Origin of the sequence: Caulobacter sp. DWR3-1-2 (assembly GCF_049896225.1) — a bacterium.
Classification (GTDB): domain Bacteria; phylum Pseudomonadota; class Alphaproteobacteria; order Caulobacterales; family Caulobacteraceae; genus Caulobacter.
This window is the reverse complement of sequence record NZ_JAFCTW010000014.1, coordinates 38244-53587: the sequence shown is the minus strand read 5'-3', so window position 1 is coordinate 53587 and position 15344 is coordinate 38244. Positions and strand designations below refer to the sequence as shown.

Sequence of the window (15344 nt, the reverse complement as noted above, 5' to 3'; positions counted from 1 at the left end):
GGGCGTAACCCCTCATCCTCCCACGACTTCGTCGCGGGCCCCTCCTTCTCCCTCTGGGAGAAGGTGTTCTTAGGCTAAGCCACGCCGCCTTGGATGACGGTGGGCATTTCCTTCATGATGCCGAGCCGGCGGGCCACCTCGGTATAGCTTTCGATGACATTGCCAAGGTCGCGGCGGAAGCGGTCCTTGTCCATCTTCTCATTGGTGGTCGAGTCCCACAGGCGGCAGCTGTCGGGGCTGATCTCGTCGGCTAGGATCACGCGGCTGAAGTCGCCTTCATAGATACGGCCAAACTCGATCTTGAAGTCCACCAGGGTGATGCCCACGGCGCTGAACAGGCCGCTCATATAGTCGTTCACCCGCAGGGCCATGGCCATCATGTCGTCGATCTCCTGGGTGGCGGCCCAGTTGAACGCGGTGATGTGCTCCTCGGAGACCATCGGGTCGCCCAGCTTGTCGTCCTTGTAGTAGAACTCGATGATCGAGCGCGGCAGAGGCGTGCCCTCGGCCAGGCCCAGGCGCGTGGCGATCGAGCCAGCGGCGATGTTGCGCACCACCACCTCGAGCGGGATGATCTCGACTTCCTTGATCAGCTGCTCGCGCAGGCTGAGGCGGCGGATGAAGTGGTTCTGGACGCCGATCGCGTTCAGGCGAGTCATCATGTACTCGCTGATGCGGTTGTTGATCACGCCCTTGCCTTCGAGCACGGCCTTCTTCTGGGCGTTGAACGCCGTGGCGTCGTCCTTGAAGTACTGGATCAGGGTGCCGGGCTCGGGACCCTCGTACAGGATCTTGGCCTTGCCTTCGTAGATCTTCTTGCGGCGGGTGGTCATGGCTCTCGTCGAGGCCCTTCTGAATGCGAAGCGCGCCCGGCCCGAAGAAACGAAAAGCGCGCGCGGCGGATGGCGGCGCGCGGCGTTCGACTCAAGGCCGCTCACGAAAAATGTCCTCTCGAAACTAGCCGAACGCGGTCCCTGGCGCAAACGGCCCTAGTCGTGGCCTCGGGATTGTGACCGGATTGCAGGCGCTGCGGCGTTGCTTGTGATTGCCCACTGGCCCGGCAAGGGATATGCAGCGCGCTTAGAGACTATTGGGGCTTTCATGACCACCTTCGACGAACGCGAACAGGGTTTCGAACGCAAGTTCGCGCACGACCAGGATCAGGAATTCAAGGCGACCGCCCGTCGCAACCGCCTGCTGGGCGAATGGGCGGCCGAATTGATGGGCCTGGCCACGGTCGAGGAATATGCCCGCGCCGTCGTGAAGTCTGATTTCGAGCAGCCCGGCGACGAGGATGTGCTGCGCAAGGTGGCCGGCGATCTCAAGGGTTCGGGCGTCAATGTCGGCGAGGGCGAGGTGCGTCGCAAGATGGACGAACTGCTGGCCGTGGCCCGCGGTCAGATCATCGCCGGCGCGTAGGGCCTGCCGCCTTCCAGATGCGAAAAGGGCCGCCCCACCGGGGCGGCCCTTTTGTTTATAGGCGTTACCAAACCCGCGAGCGATCCTCGGGCTTGAGGTAGTAGGTCTCGCCCGGCTTGACGCCGAACGCGTCGTACCAGGCGTCGACATTGCGCGTCGGGCCGATCACCCGGAACGAAGACGGCGAGTGCGGGTCGGACGCCATCTGCTGCTTCAGCGAATCGGGACGGGTCTTGTCCTGCCAGGCCTGGGCGAAGGCCAGGAACAGGCGCTGGTCACCGGTCAGTCCGCCGATCACCGGGGCCGGCTTGCCGCCCAGCGACGTATGGTAGGCGTCCAGCGCCACCTGCAGGCCGGCCAGGTCGGCGATGTTCTCGCCCATGGTCAGCTTGCCGTTGATCTTGCTGCCAGGCACAGGCTCATAAGCGTCGTACTGCTTGCCCAGCACATCGGCCTGGGCGTCGAAGCGCTTGGCGTCCTCGGCGGTCCACCAGTCGCGCAGCTTGCCGGTGGCGTCGATCTTGCGACCCTGGTCATCGAAGCCGTGGCTGATCTCGTGGCCGATCACTGCGCCGATCGCGCCATAGTTCACCGCCGGGTCGGCGGCCGGATCGAAATAGGGCGCCTGCAGGATGCCGGCCGGGAACACGATCTTGTTCTCCAGCCCGCCGTTGTAGGCGTTGACGGTCTGCGGGGTCATGCCCCACTTGCCGTGGTCGACCGGCTTGCCCAAGTCATCGCGCGCATAGGCCCACTCGAAGGCCCGGCTGGCGGCGACATTGCCGTACAGGTCATCGACATTGAGCTTCAGGCCCGAATAGTCGCGCCACTTGTCGGGATAGCCGACCATCACGCTCATCTTCGACAGCTTGGTCAAGGCCTCGGCCTTGGTGGCCGGACTCATCCAGGTCGCCGCCTGGATGCGGGCGGCCATGGCGGTCTTCAGATTGGCGATCAGGTCGACCATCTGGGCCTTGGACGAGGGCGGGAAGTACTTGGCGACATAGGTCTGGCCGACCACCTCGCCCAGGCTGCCGTCCACAAGCTGAACGCCGCGCTTCCAGCGAGGCCGCAGGGCCGACTGGCCGGACAGGGCCTTGACGTACTCGAACCGGCTGTCGACGAAGCGCTTGGACAGGTAGGGCGAGGTTTCCATGATGACGTGGAAGGTCTGCCAGGCCTTCAGGGTCTCAAGCGGGGTGTCGGCATAGACCTTGGCGATGTCGCGCACGGCGGTCTTCTCGCCCAGGATCACCTTGGTCTGGCCCGGCAGGCCTGAGGCGTCCAGATAGGCGGCCCACGGGAAGGGGGCGTAGGTGGCCAGCTCGCCGACGGTGCTGGGGTTATAGACCTTGTCGATGTCGCGGCGGTCGGCGACCTGCCAGCTGACCTTGGCGATGACGGTCTCGAAGGCCACGACATCTGCGGCGGCCTTGGCCGGGGCGGGGTGGCCGGCCATGGTCAGGGCGCGGGTGACAAAGGCCGTATAGGCGGCCAGCTGCGGCTTGAAGGTGTCGGTCAGATAATAGTCGCGGTCCGGCAGGCCCAGGCCCGACTGGCCGATATAGAGGACGTTGATCTCGGGGTTCTTGGCGTCCGGCGCGATGTCCAGCGAGAAGATGTCGCCGCCGAAGCCGCCATGGGCGCGGCCCAGGGTCTGGACGAACTGAGCCTTGGTGGCGATCGCTGTCACCTTGGCCAGGTCGACCTTCAGCGCCTTGTCATCCGCCGCCTCGACCTTGGCCTCGTTGGTGAAGCTCCTGAACAGCGCGCCGATCTGGGTCGAGGGCTCGGCGGTGTCGATCAGGGTGCGCAGCTGGTCCTGCGAGCGGTTGTAGACATCGTAGCCGACCCCGGCCGAGCCCTGGTCGGCGGGGATCTCGGTGCGGGCCTCCCAGGCGCCGTTGGCGTATTTGTCGAAATCGGTCCCCGGCGACACCTTCGGGTCGCCGCCGGTCAGATCGACGCCCCAGGCGCCGTACATCGGCTTGGCCGGATCGGCCGCGAACGCGGCGGTGGACGAAATGGCGAGCACCGAGACGGCGGCCAGCAGGATCATGCGCATGTGCGGAAAAACCTCTTTCCCTATAGGCGGCGGATGCTGCCCTAGTCGGAGACGGCGCGCTGATTAAAATGCGGTAATGTTCGGCGATATCGTCATATTGCCTTTTCAACTGCCTTAGCTAAGTTAGTTAGCTAGGAGAGGCGCCCATGACCGTTGTCACTATTCACTATGCAAAGACAAACCTCTCTCGCCTGTTGGCCGAGGTCGAGGCCGGCGGCGAGGTTGTCATCGCCCGCGGCAAGGCGCCGGTGGCCACGCTGACGCCAGCCAAGCCGCCATGCCCCAAGCGGGTATTCGGCTCGATGAAGGGCCAAGTCGCGCTCGACGACAGCTTTTTCGAGCCGCTGCCCGACGATGAGTTGGCGCTCTGGAACGGCGACGACGCTTGAACCTCCTGCTCGACACCCATGCCTTGATCTGGTTCGTCGCGGGATCGGAAAACCTGTCGCCGCCGATCCGGGCGGCCATTGAGGACGAGCGCAACGCCGTCCATGTCTCGGCGGTCTCGGCCATGGAGATCACCACCAAATTCCGCCTCGGCAAGCTGCCCTCGGCGGCGCCGCTCGCCACCGACTTCACGCGCGTGGTCGCCGAGCGCGGCTTCATGCCCCTGCCGATCACCCTCGGTCACGCCGAGCGGGCTGGCGCCATGGATATTCCGCACAAGGATCCGTTCGACCGCTTGCTGATCGCCCAGGCGATCGCAGAGGCCATGACGCTGGTGTCCAACGAGTCGGTGTTCGATGGTTTCGGCGTCAGTCGTCTATGGTAGCGTGGCTCAGTCCAACCAGGCCTTCATCGCGTTCCACAGCGCCAGCTTGTCATCGAAAGACCGCGCCGCGTGGGCCGGGCTGGAGGAGGGCAGGGCCAGGGTGGGCAGGCGGGCGCCCAGCAGCTTGCCGCCGAGCTTGGCCGCCGTGCCGCCATTGAAGGCCACGCCGCGCAGGGCGGGCAGGGCGCCCACGAGCGCCAAGAGGTCGTTGGCCTCGGCGTCGACGATGGCGGCGTCGAGGCTGCCGGGGCGCTTCGCCTCGGCGATGACGTCCCACAGCCCGACGCCGCGCGACAGCAGGGTGGTCAGGCGGCTTTCATAGGAGAGGGCGACCAGCGGTGTCTTGAGCACCCCCTCCAGCAACCGCCAGAAGGCGTTGCCCGGATGGCCGTAATATTGCGCGACCGCCAGCGAGGCGTCGCCCGGCAGGCTGCCCAGGATCAGGACGCGCGTGTGCGCGTCGACGACCGCCGGGAAGCCCGCCTTGCGCCCCTCCCGGAGGGACAAGGACCTAAGCCTGCTCGCCGAACACCCGCTTGAAGATCACGTCGACATTCTTGGTGTGGTAGCCGTAGTCGAACAATTCCTCGAGCTCGGCGTCCGACAAGGCCTGGGACACCACCTCGTCGGCCTTCAGGAACTCGATGAACCGGCCCTCGCCGCGCCACACCTTCATCGAATTGCCTTGCACGGCGGCATAGGCGTCCTCGCGCGACACGCCCTTCTGGGTCAGGGCCAGCATCACGCGCTGCGAGAACACCAGGCCCCCCAGCTTGTCGAGGTTCCGCGCCATGTTGTCGGGATAGATGTTGAAGCGCTCGATCACCCCGGCCAGGCGGCGCAGGGCGAAGTCGAGGTGGATGGTGGCGTCGGGCCCAATGCCCCGCTCGACCGACGAGTGGCTGATGTCGCGCTCGTGCCAGAGGGCGACGTTCTCCAGGGCCGGGGTCACGGCCGAGCGGACCAGCCGGGCCAGGCCGGTCAGGTTCTCGGTCAGGATCGGGTTGCGCTTGTGCGGCATCGCGGACGAGCCCTTTTGCCCGATCTCGAACGGCTCCTCGGCCTCCAGCACCTCGGTGCGCTGCAGGTGGCGGATCTCGGTGGCCAGCCGCTCGACCGACGAGGCGACCACGCCCAGGGCGCAGAAATAGGCCGCATGACGGTCGCGCGGGATCACCTGGGTCGAGACCGGCTCGACCACCAGGCCCAGCTTGTCGGCCACGTACTGCTCGACCCGCGGATCGACATTGGCGAAGGTGCCCACGGCGCCGGAGATCGCGCAGGTGGCGATCTCGAACTTCGCCATCGCAAGTCTTTCCTTAGCCCGCTGGAACTCGGCATAATAGCCGGCCAGCTTCAGGCCAAAGGTGATCGGCTCGGCATGGATGCCATGGCTGCGGCCCACGCACACCGTCATCCTGTGTTCCAGCGCCCGGCGCTTCAGCGCGACCAGCAGCAGGTCGACGTCCTCGATCAGCAGGTCGGTGGCCTTGGACAACTGGACGGCGAAACAGGTGTCCAGCACGTCGGAGCTGGTCATGCCCTGGTGCAGGAACCGCGCCTCTGGGCCGACGATCTCCGACACATGGGTCAGGAAGGCGATGACGTCATGCTTGGTGACGCGCTCGATCTCGTCGATCCGGTCGCTATCCCAGACCGCATCGCGGCCCTTCTCCCAGATCGTCTCGGCGGCGCGCTTGGGGATGACCCCCAGTTCGGCCATGGCGTCGGCGGCGTGAGCCTCGATCTCGAACCAGATCTTGTACTTGGTCTGGCTGGACCAGATGGCGACGGCTTCGGGGCGGGAATAACGGCTGATCATAAGGCCGGGGTTTCGGCGCGGCGGGGGAGAGAGTCAAGGGTGGGGTGGGGGGAGAGGCCCCCGCGCCGTCTGTGGTCTGTTGTTCGCGCGGGGCATGATGTCGGCTTCCGACCCGTTGCGGACATCCACGCGGTCAATCAAGACATCGTCGGCAAGCGCTATGGCGGCGGCTTGTCGTGATCGGAAGTAGCGAATGGACAGTTCGAAGAAACCTCACTTCGGGATTGATGCCCCGGGTCTCGTCCGCGCGTTCTTGCTGGCGGGCATGGCGCTGGCTTCGGCCAGCGTAGGCACCTTCGTCTTTGCGCCCCCGGCTCTGGGAGTTTGGATCGGCAGCATCGTTCTGATTCCCGCGATCTACGCCCTCTTTATGTTTGCGCTGATGATCCGGGGAAGTCTTGTCGACAAGGTTCGTGATGCCGAGGCCATTCTCGATCTTCATGAATGGAGGGGCAGCGAACAGGTTCTGGACGTGGGTTGCGGTCGGGGTCTGATGCTGATCGGGGCAGCCAGACGACTGACCACTGGCCGAGCGATTGGCGTGGATATTTGGTCTGCAAACGACCAGTCAGCCAACGTCTCGGGCGCACCGATCAACAATGCTCGTATTGCGGGGGTGTCTGACCGGGTTGAGGTCGAAACTGCCGATGCTCGTCACTTGCCGTTCGCGGACGGTTCTTTCGATGTCGTCTCGTCGAGTTGGGTCCTCCACAATCTTGAGGATGCCGGGGACCGGCTGTCGGCATTGAAGGAAATGGTTCGGGTCACCCGGCCTTCCGGCACGATCCTGCTGACCGACATCGTCAACCGCCACGAATATGTTTCGGCGATGAAAGGGATGGCTGTGGAAGATGTGCGGCTGGTCGTGCTTTCGCCGGGCAGGGACCGGTTCCTGAGTGCCGTTTCATTCGGGTCGTTCCAGCCCGCTACAGTGTTCGCTCGCAGGACAGATCACGAAGTCGGGTGAACGTCCGCTAGCCACCCTTCTCGGCCCACTAGAGCGTCTGCTTTCGGCGCAAGCTCGCCATCAAGGCTTTAAGGCGCGGCCTCGCCGTTGCGGCGGGATGGGGCTTGGGTTCTGGCATTCTTGAACCCTCTACCCATGGGAGAGGGTTCGAAAAGGGGGGCGCTCAAGGGGGATCGAGGCGGCTCCATCCCCATGATCCCGAACCACAACCACAGCAATATCAGAGCCCTAAAAATAGTCAGCGTCACAACCGCTGGCGCAGCTAAACCTCCCGTATCCTGATCTCACCTCGCCGCACCGGAAAGGGCGCATGGCCAGCGACCGATGCGGCGGCGGGGGACGATCGAGCGGAATTGGGCTGGAGGGGGGGGTTACTTCAGCGTGTCCGGGGAGCCTGGCGTTGCAGGCCCCGCCCGCCGTCGGCGTCGTCGGAAACGACCCGGGCCGAATCCGGCTAAGCCTCAACAGGGCGCCCACCGGACGCTGCGCGACCACCTCCCCCACGGGGGGAGGACTTCTAGTCCAGGTCGAACACGAACCGGTCATGCTCGGGATGCAGACAGCTCTGATCCACCGGCGCGGTGGGATCCGCCAGGAAGGCCCGGATCATCTTGCGGGCGCAGGCGCTGCTGCGGAACACGCCGTGGGTGGTGTTGGGGATGATCGACAGCTGGCCCTGGCTGAACCGGCCGACCGCCGCCTTGGCCACGTCGGGCGGGCAGCCGGGGTCGATCTCGGCGGCCAGGAAGAAGGTCGGCAGGGCGCTGCTGACCGGCTTGGCCTCGACCGGGTCGGGCGCGCCGACGGGATAGGCCTTGCAGACGCTGAAATAGCGCCCCATCGAGGCCTCCAGCAGCCGCGCGACCGGGTCGCGCTGGGCGCCCTGGCGCATCGCCGCCTCGCTTTCGAAGGGGAATTCCTCCTTGCACAGATGGGTCAGGTGCTGGGCCTCGGCATAGCCGCTGCGGCCGGCCATCTGCTCGTCCAGCCGGGCCATGTCGCCGGCCGCGAACTCGGTGACCGTCGCGGGCAGGGCGCGGGCGTCGGGGCCGCTATAGGCCGCGTCCATCAGGAAGCCGCCCAGGTCGTCGGCGCTATAGACCTGGCCGTTGATCGTCTGGGGACCGGCCAGGAGGCGGCCGGCCAAGGCGTCGAGATCGGCGGCTGGGTGCGGGTATTTGGCGTGGCAGGCGGCGTCGGCGGCGCAGCGCTTGAAGATTTCCTTCACGGCGTCCGACACCATCTCCGGCCCGCCCTGCGCCCACTTGGCCTCCGGCGTCCAAGGCGAGTCGAGCACCACGGCCCGCACCCCTTGCGGCGCGTGCTTGACCACGGCCAAGGCGATGCGGGTGCCGTAGGACACACCCATCAGGTCAACCTGTTTCAGGCCCAGGACTGTGCGCAGGTCCTGGATGTCCTTGACCACTTCCTCGGCGTTGTACTGGCTCAGGTCGACGCCCGAGGCGGTGAAGCGCTGGGCGCAGGCGACCAGCTGCTGCTGCGCCGCGTCGTTCAGCGGGCCGGCGTCGTTGAGCGCCACCTCGCCGCAGTCCAGGGCCGGCGAGGCGCGGCCGCCGCCGCGCTGGTCGAAGAAGATCCAGTCCTGATCGACCCCGACCAGTTCCTTGGCGACCGGGCTGCGCAGCGTGCGGCCCAGGGTCTCGACCACGCCGCCGCCGGGGCCGCCATGCAGGAAGATCACCGGCACGGCGCCGGGCCTCGGGACGCTGGCCTTGACGATGGTCACCGGCAGGGCGACGCGGCGCACGCCGGGTCCGCCGCGCGTCTCGTCGACGGTCAGGACACCGCATTGGATCGTGTTGGCGACGCCGCTGTAGTCGCCGGCGCACGGGCCTGGCGTGAACTTCGGCGCGGCGGCGTGGGCGCCGCTGGCCATGGTCAACGCACTCGCAGCCAGGGCTGCTCCCAGGATCAGACGCATGTCACCCTCGCTTTCAAAACGGGGCGACAGCAGCACGGGGCCGCCATGGCCGCAAGCACGGGTTCAGTCCAACCCCATCTCCGCCCGCAGCTGGGCCGGCGTCACCCCTGCCGCCCGCAGGTCGCGCAGGGTCTGAGCCTTGTCGCGCTTGGCGTAGCGCTTGCCGTCGGGGCCAGTCAGCAGGGGGTGGTGGCGATAGGACGGGGTCGGCAGGTCCAGCAGGGCCTGAAGCAGGCGCTGGATGTGGGCGGCCTCGAACAGGTCCTGGCCGCGGATCACCTGGGTGATCCCCTGCAGGGCGTCGTCCAGCACCACGGCCAGGTGATAGGCGACCCCGACGTCCTTGCGGGCCAGGATGATGTCGCCGGCCAACTCGGGGCGGGCGGCGATCAGGCCGGTCTCGCCGTGGGGGCCCGCGCCGTGTTCGACGAAGCTCAAGCCGTCGAACCCGCCCAAAGCCGAGCGGGCCGCGTCCAGCGACAGCCGCCAGGCAAAGGCTTCGCCTCGCGACAACCGCGCGGCTTCCTCGGCGGACGGGAGGCGCGCGCCAGAGAACGGCGTCCCCGGCTCGTGCGGCGCCCGGCCAATGTCCAGCTCCTTGCGGGTCCGGAAACAGCGGTAGACCAGGCCCTTGGCGCGCAAGGTCTCGATGGTGGCGCGATAGCCGGCCAGGTGCTCGGACTGTCGGCGCACCGGGACTTCCCAGGCCAAGCCCAGCCAGGCCAGGTCCTCCAGGATCGCCGCGTCATAGTCCGGCCGGCTCCGCGTGGCGTCGATATCCTCGATCCGCAGCACGAACCGCCCGCCCTCGGCCCGCGCCGCCTCGAAGGCGGTCAGGGCCGAGAAGGCATGGCCGCGATGCAGCAGGCCGGTCGGGGAAGGCGCGAAACGCGTGGCGAAGGCCAAGCCGCGTTAGCCTTGGTCGAGCCTGGCGAACATGCCCAGATGTTCGAACACCGCGCGCAGAAAGGCCTCTTCGCCGCCAAGGGCCTCCTTCAACGGATCGAACTGCTTGAAGCCGATCATCTCGGCCAAACCGTGCCCAGCGCACCAGGCGGCGATGGTCGCCAGTTCCAGGTCGATCTCCGAGACCGTGCCGCCGCTGCGCTCGTCGATCGTGTTGCGCACCTGGCAATAGGCGCCGTCGTCCTTCAGCTGATCGGGCAGCGAATCCTTGTCGCGCGAGCAGTCGTACATCACCCGATAGATCGCCGGGTTGTCGCGCGCGAAGCAGACATAGGCCACGCCCAGGCCGGTCATTCGCTCGTTGGCGTCGGCGGCCTTCTGGCGGGCGGCGGTCAGGGCCGCGTCAAGCGCTGTCCAGCCCTCATGCGCGACGGCCTCCAGCAGCTCGCCCTTGTCCTTGAAATGATGATAGGGCGCGGCAGGGCTGACCCCGGCTTCGCGCGCCACGGCCCGGAGCGAAAGCGCGGCCGGGCCGTCCTTCTCAAGAATGCGTTGGGCGGCTTCGACCAAGGCGCGGCTGAGGTCGCCATGGTGATAGGGCCGGGCTTCTGGCGCCAAGGATTTGGAGGCGGACTTTGTCATCCCAGACACTGTTACTCCATCCGTTCCTAAAATCCATCTAAACGCTGCAAAGATTATCTTGACGCCGTTTAGATCGATGCTATCTAAGCACTGTCCAGATCGGACCAGGTCGGTTCTCCCAAGCCGAACCCGCCTCAAACCAACTCACTAAGGACGTGTGTGATGACCAAGACTTTCTTCGCCTTCGAAACCGTGCTCGACCGCATGGCTGTCGGCTTCTTCCTGGCCGCGGCTGTCGGCATCGCCGCCGCCTTGATCGGCGTGGCCCTCTGAACTGGTAGCGTTTGTGACCGACGGGATTTGCGGATCCCCCCGCTGTCCCGCCGACACGACGCCGCCTCCGCAGTAATTTAAAGCCGCCCGCGTTTGCCCGCCGGCGGCTTTGGCATGTCTTGATCAGGGCGTACGGGCCGACTAGGTCAAGGCTCCTGTCGCGGAACGTCCCGTCGCGGGCCGGATTTCCTAGTCATGACCGTTTCACCACCAGCCCAGACGGCGCGCCAATGAGCGTGGCCTTCACCAAGGAAGGTGACAGCGAAGCTTTCGCCGCCGACCTGTTGGACCGTCCGATCTCGTCCCATCCCAATTTGGTGACGCCGCGAGGGCTGGTGCAACTGGAAGAGGGCCTTGCCGCCGCTCGCGCCGCCTATAGCGCCGCCCAGGCCGCGGGCGACGTCGCCCAGGATCGCACCGCCATGGCTCGCGCCACCCGCGACCTGCGCTACTATTCGGCCCGCCGAGCCAGCGCCCAACTTCGTGAACTCGATCCTACCCTGGACGTGTTGCAGTTTGGCGGGGCCGTCACCTTCGATCGCCAAGACGGTCGGCGTCAGACCTTCCGCATCGTGGGCGAGGACGAGGCTGATCCTGCCCAGGGTTCGGTGTCCTACGTGTCGCCGGTGGCGCGGGCCATGCTGGGCAAGGCGGCGGGCGACACCGCCATGGTCGCCGGCGGCGAGGTCGAGATCGTCGAGATCACCGCAGGCTAGCCGAGCGCCTGAAGGCCGGTCGCACTGCGGTGGCGGGAGTGTCGATCCCACCGGGCAACAGGCGCGAGGGCTGATTGGCCGCCAGGGGCCAGGTCAGGGCGATCATGGGCAGGGCGGGCGAGGACATGGCGAGTTCCCGGACGAGTGGATGACCGCAGGCGACCATAACCGCGATCGTTCGGGGGCTTAGCGCAAGGATGTCTTGGTTCTGTCGCGGAGTTGGACCATCCTTTCCGAGCGTTCGGGAATGAATGGCGATTCCTGAGAATGCGTGGGAAGGAGGCCCGTCTTCAGTCCGATCGCGTATCCGCTTCATGGGGACCTGTCCGGTCCCGCATTGCGCAGAAGCCCTCCGGGCTTCCAATTTCGTTGGAGCCCTCCGGGCTTCCAATTTCGCTGGGGCCCTCCGGGCTCCAGTGGGAGGCCCTGATGCAGGTGCTGTCCCGTCCTCCGTCCGGCATGCCGGCGCTTGTGCTCAATGCCGACTATCGGCCCTTGAGCTATTATCCGCTGTCCCTCTGGCCCTGGCAGGAGGTGATCAAGGCGGTGTTTCTCGAACGTGTCGAAGTGGTCTCGACCTACGACCACGTGGTCCGTTCGCCCTCGTTCGAGATGAAGCTGCCCAGCGTGGTGTCGCTGAAGCAGTATGTGCCGCAGGACCGTCCGCCAGCCTTCACGCGCTTCAACCTGTTTTTGCGCGACGGGTTTTCTTGCCAGTACTGCGGGGCGCTGGACGACCTGACGTTCGACCACGTCATCCCGCGTTCCCGCGGTGGACGCACGACGTGGGAGAATATCGTCACCGCCTGTGCGCCCTGTAATCTTGGCAAGGGTGGCCGGACACCGCGTGAGGCTGGCATGCACCCGTTCCACACGGCGCGCCGGCCCAGCATGCACGAGCTGCAGGATCGCGGCCGCCGGTTTCCGCCGGGCCACCTGCACGCCAGCTGGCTGGACTACCTCTATTGGGACATCGAGCTGGAGGCGTGATCTCGCCACCCAGGAAAGCACCTTGGCTCAACTTGCATCGACTCACCGCCAAGCTGACCCAGAGACGGGGGCTTGGCGAAGAGGGCTAGAGCATTTCCCGACCTGACTGCGTCAGGCCGTGAGCTCTAATCTTTTGTTTTGACGCATTCTTCTCCACGCGAACCGGAACCACTTCGCTCGAAAAATGCTCTAGATGCTGAGCAATCCGACGCTTGACGCCCATGGCCGGCAACTGTGCGCCAGGCGTCGTCTGCGATGGGCCATGGTCGCCACGGCGATCGCCAATATCGCCCTGTGGTCGGTGGTTTTCGGTCTCTAGGCCGACCGACGACTCAAGGGAAAGTGCTGCGACGCCCGGTTGGCGAACCGGACCGGGCGTTCGACGTCCGACGCGAGCGTGGAGGGTGAGAACACCGCCTTGGCGACCGGCGCCAGGCGTCGGGCGCCGCGTCGGCGGTCCTGGGCCAGGATGTCGCTGAAGCTGGCGCCGCCGCGCTGACGGGCCAAGGCGCGCAGGCCTTCGATCTGGCTGGCGAAGTGGATCACGCAGACGCCGATCGTGTCGGCCGCCAGGTCGCCGAACGAGGCGCTGCGGCCGGGGGTGAACAGTTGGGCCACCTCGACGCTCGCGCCCAGCATCACTGCGGCGATCGCCAGGTCGCGGCGGCGCATGCGCGGAAAGGCGATGAACGAAACGGCCAGCAGGGCGCCGAAGGCGAGGGCGTGGGCGACCTTGTCGCTGAGGCCGAACACGTGCTCCAGGCCCTGATAGGGACCCAGCATCAGAATGGCTGCGGATACGGCTCCGGCCACCAGGACGGCGCGGGCGGTGGTCACGACATGGTTGGGCGTCAGCATGGCTTTCCGAGCTCAGGTTTGAGCGCAAAGCCTTACTGGGACTTGGACTACAAGCCGTGAAGGAACAGGGTCAACCAAAGATGACCGATCGCGTCCGCATGGCCTCCGTCATGCCGGGCGGGTTGCGACGACGGAGGCAAGGTTGGGCTCTAAGTTTTCTTGGCGGCTTCAGCGGCCGCTTTCGCCGCGTCGTCCGTGACCTTCTTCCAGGCCTGGTACTCTTCCAGATAGGGCTGGCGACGCAGGATCTTGGAAGCTGGATCGACGATCACCGGCACGGTGTCGCCGACCTTGATCCGCCCCGCGCCGTCGGCCATGGGCAAGGTGACGAGCTTGTCGCCGACCTTGACCTCGACGGGCATCGGGAAGGGCTTGCCCGAGGGAGTCTTCCAGCTCAGCACCAGGCCGTCGCCGTCGCGGGTCTGCAGCAATTCCGGCAGCTTGGCCTGATAGAAGTAGGCGTCGAAGAACCACTGATAGTCCTTGCCCGTCGCAGCGTTGACGATGCGGATGAAATCCTTGGTGGTGGCGTAGCGCGGCTGGAAGTTGCCCGGTTTCGGATCGGGCCGGCCATAGACCAGGGTGCGCACCGACCTGAAGAACGCTTCATCGCCGATCGTGGCGCGTAGCGTGTGCATGATGTTGGAGCCCTTGGAATAGATGTCGCCGGCCGGGCCGCCTGCGGGCTTGTAGACGTCGTCCTCGCTCATGACGCGGCCGGCGACGACGGGGAACCTGTTCACGGTGGTGGCGCGCTGGGCGTTCAGGCGCGCCATATATTCCATGTCGCCGTGCAACCACTGCGAATAGAGCGGCTGCATATAGCTGCCCAGGCCCTCGTGGATCCACATGTCGTCCCAGTCGACATTGGTCACCTGGTTGCCGAACCACTCGTGCGAGAACTCGTGCTGGAACAGCCAGTCGTAGCCGTAGACGTCCTTTTTGTACTCGTTGCCATAGGCGTTCATGGTCTGGTGTTCCATGCCCAGGTGCGGGGTCTCGACCACGCCCAGCTTTTCCGAGCGGAACGGGTATGGGCCGATCATCTGCTCGAAGAAGTCCAGGGTCTGGGGGAACTCGGCGAACAGAGCCTTCACCTTGGCCGGGTCGTCGCTCTTCAGGTGCCAGTATTCGATCGGGAAGCTGTCGCCGAACCGGCTCTTGTAGGTGTCGGAGATCTTCTCGTACGGGCCGATGTTCAGGGCGATGGCGTAGGTGTCGGGATGCTTTTGGCGCCAGTGGAAGGTGCGCCAGCCGTCCTTCTCCACGACGTCGATCAGCACGCCGCCGGCCGGAGCCGACAGCGGAGCCGGAACGGTCACGTAGAAATCGACCAGCTCCGGCTCGCCCGTCGGGAAGTCGATGCACGGCCAGAAGAGGTCACAGCCGTCGCCTTGCACGGCCGTGGCGATCCAGGGCTCGCCGGTCGGGGCGGTCTTCCAGACGAAGCCACCGTCCCATGGCGCCTTTTCGGCCACGTGCGGCACGCCGCCATAGCGGATGCGGACCACGGTTTTGGCGCCTGCGGCCAGCGGGCGCGGCGGCGTGATGGTCAGGCGACCCTCGGGATTGGTCCAGGCCGAGGCGGGGAGAGCCTTGCCATCGACGGTCAGGCTGCTGATCGGCAGGTCGCGGTCCAGGTCCAGCACGATGCGGGCCAGGTCGGTCTTGGCCCGCAGGGTCAGGGTGGCGTCCCCCTCGATCGCCTTGCGGTCGGGAAAAACCTTGACCTTCAGATCAACGTGCTCGATGGCCAGCGCCGCCTCTTCGGCCGGCATCTGGCCACCGGTGCCCAGGGTCAGGGCGGTGGTCTCGGCCGGCTTGGCCGGCGCTGCGGCCTGGGCGCGAGCGACTTGAGCGGACGTGGCCAAGGTTAGCAGGGATGCCGCGCACAGGGCGGCGGTCCGACGAAGATGGATGTTCACCCGCAACTCCCCTCAACCCGACAATCACGGGCCGCATAATTTCAGCG

The 15344-nt window shown here is 66.1% G+C and carries 17 protein-coding genes; 7 read left to right on the top strand and 10 right to left on the bottom strand.

Annotation, left to right across the window (positions count from 1 at the left end; all coding sequences use genetic code 11):
• Positions 1 to 74: 74 nt before the first annotated feature.
• Complete coding sequence (purC, locus tag ACP696_RS17450; RefSeq protein WP_426013906.1) at positions 75 to 833, bottom strand: phosphoribosylaminoimidazolesuccinocarboxamide synthase; 759 nt, start codon at positions 831 to 833, stop codon at positions 75 to 77.
• Between the two features lie 268 nt (positions 834 to 1101).
• Between purC and ACP696_RS17445 the strand changes: the two genes are divergently transcribed.
• The gene (locus tag ACP696_RS17445; protein WP_426013904.1) at positions 1102 to 1419 is read left to right on the top strand and encodes a DUF1476 domain-containing protein; all 318 of its coding nucleotides are present in this window, start codon (positions 1102 to 1104) and stop codon (positions 1417 to 1419) included.
• A gap of 64 nt (positions 1420 to 1483) precedes the next feature.
• Here the strand turns inward: ACP696_RS17445 and ACP696_RS17440 are convergent, their stop codons facing one another.
• Entirely contained in the window at positions 1484 to 3484 is a 2001-nt protein-coding gene (locus ACP696_RS17440; RefSeq protein WP_426044100.1) for a M13 family metallopeptidase, read from the bottom strand.
• A gap of 146 nt (positions 3485 to 3630) precedes the next feature.
• Between ACP696_RS17440 and ACP696_RS17435 the strand changes: the two genes are divergently transcribed.
• Entirely contained in the window at positions 3631 to 3873 is a 243-nt protein-coding gene (locus ACP696_RS17435) for a type II toxin-antitoxin system Phd/YefM family antitoxin (RefSeq protein WP_426032270.1), read from the top strand.
• On the top strand, positions 3870 to 4256 hold the full coding sequence (locus tag ACP696_RS17430; RefSeq protein WP_426013898.1) for a type II toxin-antitoxin system VapC family toxin: 387 nt from the start codon (positions 3870 to 3872) through the stop codon (positions 4254 to 4256). Before ACP696_RS17435 ends, ACP696_RS17430 begins: the two co-directional genes overlap by 4 nt.
• A 6-nt stretch (positions 4257 to 4262) precedes the next feature.
• On the opposite strand, the gene ACP696_RS17425 is transcribed toward ACP696_RS17430, so the two are convergent.
• Positions 4263 to 4763, bottom strand: coding sequence for a DNA-deoxyinosine glycosylase (locus ACP696_RS17425; RefSeq protein ID WP_426044099.1), 501 nt, complete (start codon positions 4761 to 4763; stop codon positions 4263 to 4265).
• Between the two features lie 4 nt (positions 4764 to 4767).
• The gene (purB, locus tag ACP696_RS17420) at positions 4768 to 6078 is read right to left on the bottom strand and encodes an adenylosuccinate lyase (protein ID WP_426044098.1); all 1311 of its coding nucleotides are present in this window, start codon (positions 6076 to 6078) and stop codon (positions 4768 to 4770) included.
• A gap of 193 nt (positions 6079 to 6271) precedes the next feature.
• On the opposite strand from purB, the gene ACP696_RS17415 reads away from it, so the two are divergent.
• Positions 6272 to 7045, top strand: coding sequence for a class I SAM-dependent methyltransferase (locus tag ACP696_RS17415; protein ID WP_426013892.1), 774 nt, complete (start codon positions 6272 to 6274; stop codon positions 7043 to 7045).
• A 517-nt stretch (positions 7046 to 7562) separates the two neighbouring features.
• Here ACP696_RS17415 and ACP696_RS17410 read toward each other — a convergent pair.
• From ACP696_RS17410 to ACP696_RS17400, 3 genes are all read right to left on the bottom strand, one after another.
• Entirely contained in the window at positions 7563 to 8987 is a 1425-nt protein-coding gene (locus ACP696_RS17410) for an alpha/beta fold hydrolase (RefSeq protein ID WP_426013890.1), read from the bottom strand.
• A gap of 63 nt (positions 8988 to 9050) precedes the next feature.
• A complete protein-coding gene (gluQRS, locus tag ACP696_RS17405) occupies positions 9051 to 9893 on the bottom strand; it encodes a tRNA glutamyl-Q(34) synthetase GluQRS (RefSeq protein WP_426013888.1) in 843 nt (280 codons plus the stop codon).
• 6 nt (positions 9894 to 9899) lie between these two features.
• Complete coding sequence (locus tag ACP696_RS17400) at positions 9900 to 10535, bottom strand: TetR/AcrR family transcriptional regulator (protein ID WP_426013886.1); 636 nt, start codon at positions 10533 to 10535, stop codon at positions 9900 to 9902.
• Between the two features lie 503 nt (positions 10536 to 11038).
• On the opposite strand from ACP696_RS17400, the gene greA reads away from it, so the two are divergent.
• Positions 11039 to 11524, top strand: a complete 486-nt coding sequence (greA, locus tag ACP696_RS17395; protein WP_426013885.1) for a transcription elongation factor GreA — start codon at positions 11039 to 11041, stop codon at positions 11522 to 11524.
• On the opposite strand, the gene ACP696_RS17390 is transcribed toward greA, so the two are convergent.
• Positions 11511 to 11651 carry a hypothetical protein gene (locus tag ACP696_RS17390; RefSeq protein ID WP_426013884.1) on the bottom strand — a complete coding sequence of 47 codons (141 nt, stop codon included), beginning with the start codon at positions 11649 to 11651 and terminating at the stop codon, positions 11511 to 11513. The genes greA and ACP696_RS17390 overlap by 14 nt on opposite strands.
• 299 nt (positions 11652 to 11950) lie before the next feature.
• Between ACP696_RS17390 and ACP696_RS17385 the strand changes: the two genes are divergently transcribed.
• Positions 11951 to 12514 (top strand): HNH endonuclease, encoded by a 564-nt coding sequence (locus tag ACP696_RS17385; protein ID WP_426014227.1) that lies wholly within the window; start codon positions 11951 to 11953, stop codon positions 12512 to 12514.
• 193 nt (positions 12515 to 12707) lie between these two features.
• Positions 12708 to 12833: a hypothetical protein gene (locus ACP696_RS17380; protein ID WP_426013882.1), complete on the top strand. Its 126-nt coding sequence runs from the start codon at positions 12708 to 12710 to the stop codon at positions 12831 to 12833.
• Here ACP696_RS17380 and ACP696_RS17375 read toward each other — a convergent pair.
• Together ACP696_RS17375 and ACP696_RS17370 are read right to left on the bottom strand one after the other, a co-directional pair.
• Positions 12830 to 13372, bottom strand: a complete 543-nt coding sequence (locus tag ACP696_RS17375; RefSeq protein ID WP_426013881.1) for a VanZ family protein — start codon at positions 13370 to 13372, stop codon at positions 12830 to 12832. The genes ACP696_RS17380 and ACP696_RS17375 overlap by 4 nt on opposite strands.
• A 149-nt stretch (positions 13373 to 13521) precedes the next feature.
• On the bottom strand, positions 13522 to 15297 hold the full coding sequence (locus ACP696_RS17370) for a M1 family metallopeptidase (protein ID WP_426013879.1): 1776 nt from the start codon (positions 15295 to 15297) through the stop codon (positions 13522 to 13524).
• Positions 15298 to 15344: the final 47 nt, after the last annotated feature.

Coding starts and splice junctions, on each gene's coding strand:
- ACP696_RS17375 (WP_426013881.1), bottom strand. CDS start 13,372: ATGCTGACGCCCAACCATGTCGTGACCACCGCCCGCGCCGTCCTGGTG.
- greA (WP_426013885.1), top strand. CDS start 11,039: ATGAGCGTGGCCTTCACCAAGGAAGGTGACAGCGAAGCTTTCGCCGCC.
- ACP696_RS17380 (WP_426013882.1), top strand. CDS start 12,708: ATGCTGAGCAATCCGACGCTTGACGCCCATGGCCGGCAACTGTGCGCC.
- ACP696_RS17390 (WP_426013884.1), bottom strand. CDS start 11,651: ATGTCCTCGCCCGCCCTGCCCATGATCGCCCTGACCTGGCCCCTGGCG.
- ACP696_RS17435 (WP_426032270.1), top strand. CDS start 3,631: ATGACCGTTGTCACTATTCACTATGCAAAGACAAACCTCTCTCGCCTG.
- ACP696_RS17400 (WP_426013886.1), bottom strand. CDS start 10,535: ATGACAAAGTCCGCCTCCAAATCCTTGGCGCCAGAAGCCCGGCCCTAT.
- ACP696_RS17440 (WP_426044100.1), bottom strand. CDS start 3,484: ATGCGCATGATCCTGCTGGCCGCCGTCTCGGTGCTCGCCATTTCGTCC.
- ACP696_RS17410 (WP_426013890.1), bottom strand. CDS start 8,987: ATGCGTCTGATCCTGGGAGCAGCCCTGGCTGCGAGTGCGTTGACCATG.
- purB (WP_426044098.1), bottom strand. CDS start 6,078: ATGATCAGCCGTTATTCCCGCCCCGAAGCCGTCGCCATCTGGTCCAGC.
- purC (WP_426013906.1), bottom strand. CDS start 833: ATGACCACCCGCCGCAAGAAGATCTACGAAGGCAAGGCCAAGATCCTG.
- ACP696_RS17445 (WP_426013904.1), top strand. CDS start 1,102: ATGACCACCTTCGACGAACGCGAACAGGGTTTCGAACGCAAGTTCGCG.
- ACP696_RS17415 (WP_426013892.1), top strand. CDS start 6,272: ATGGACAGTTCGAAGAAACCTCACTTCGGGATTGATGCCCCGGGTCTC.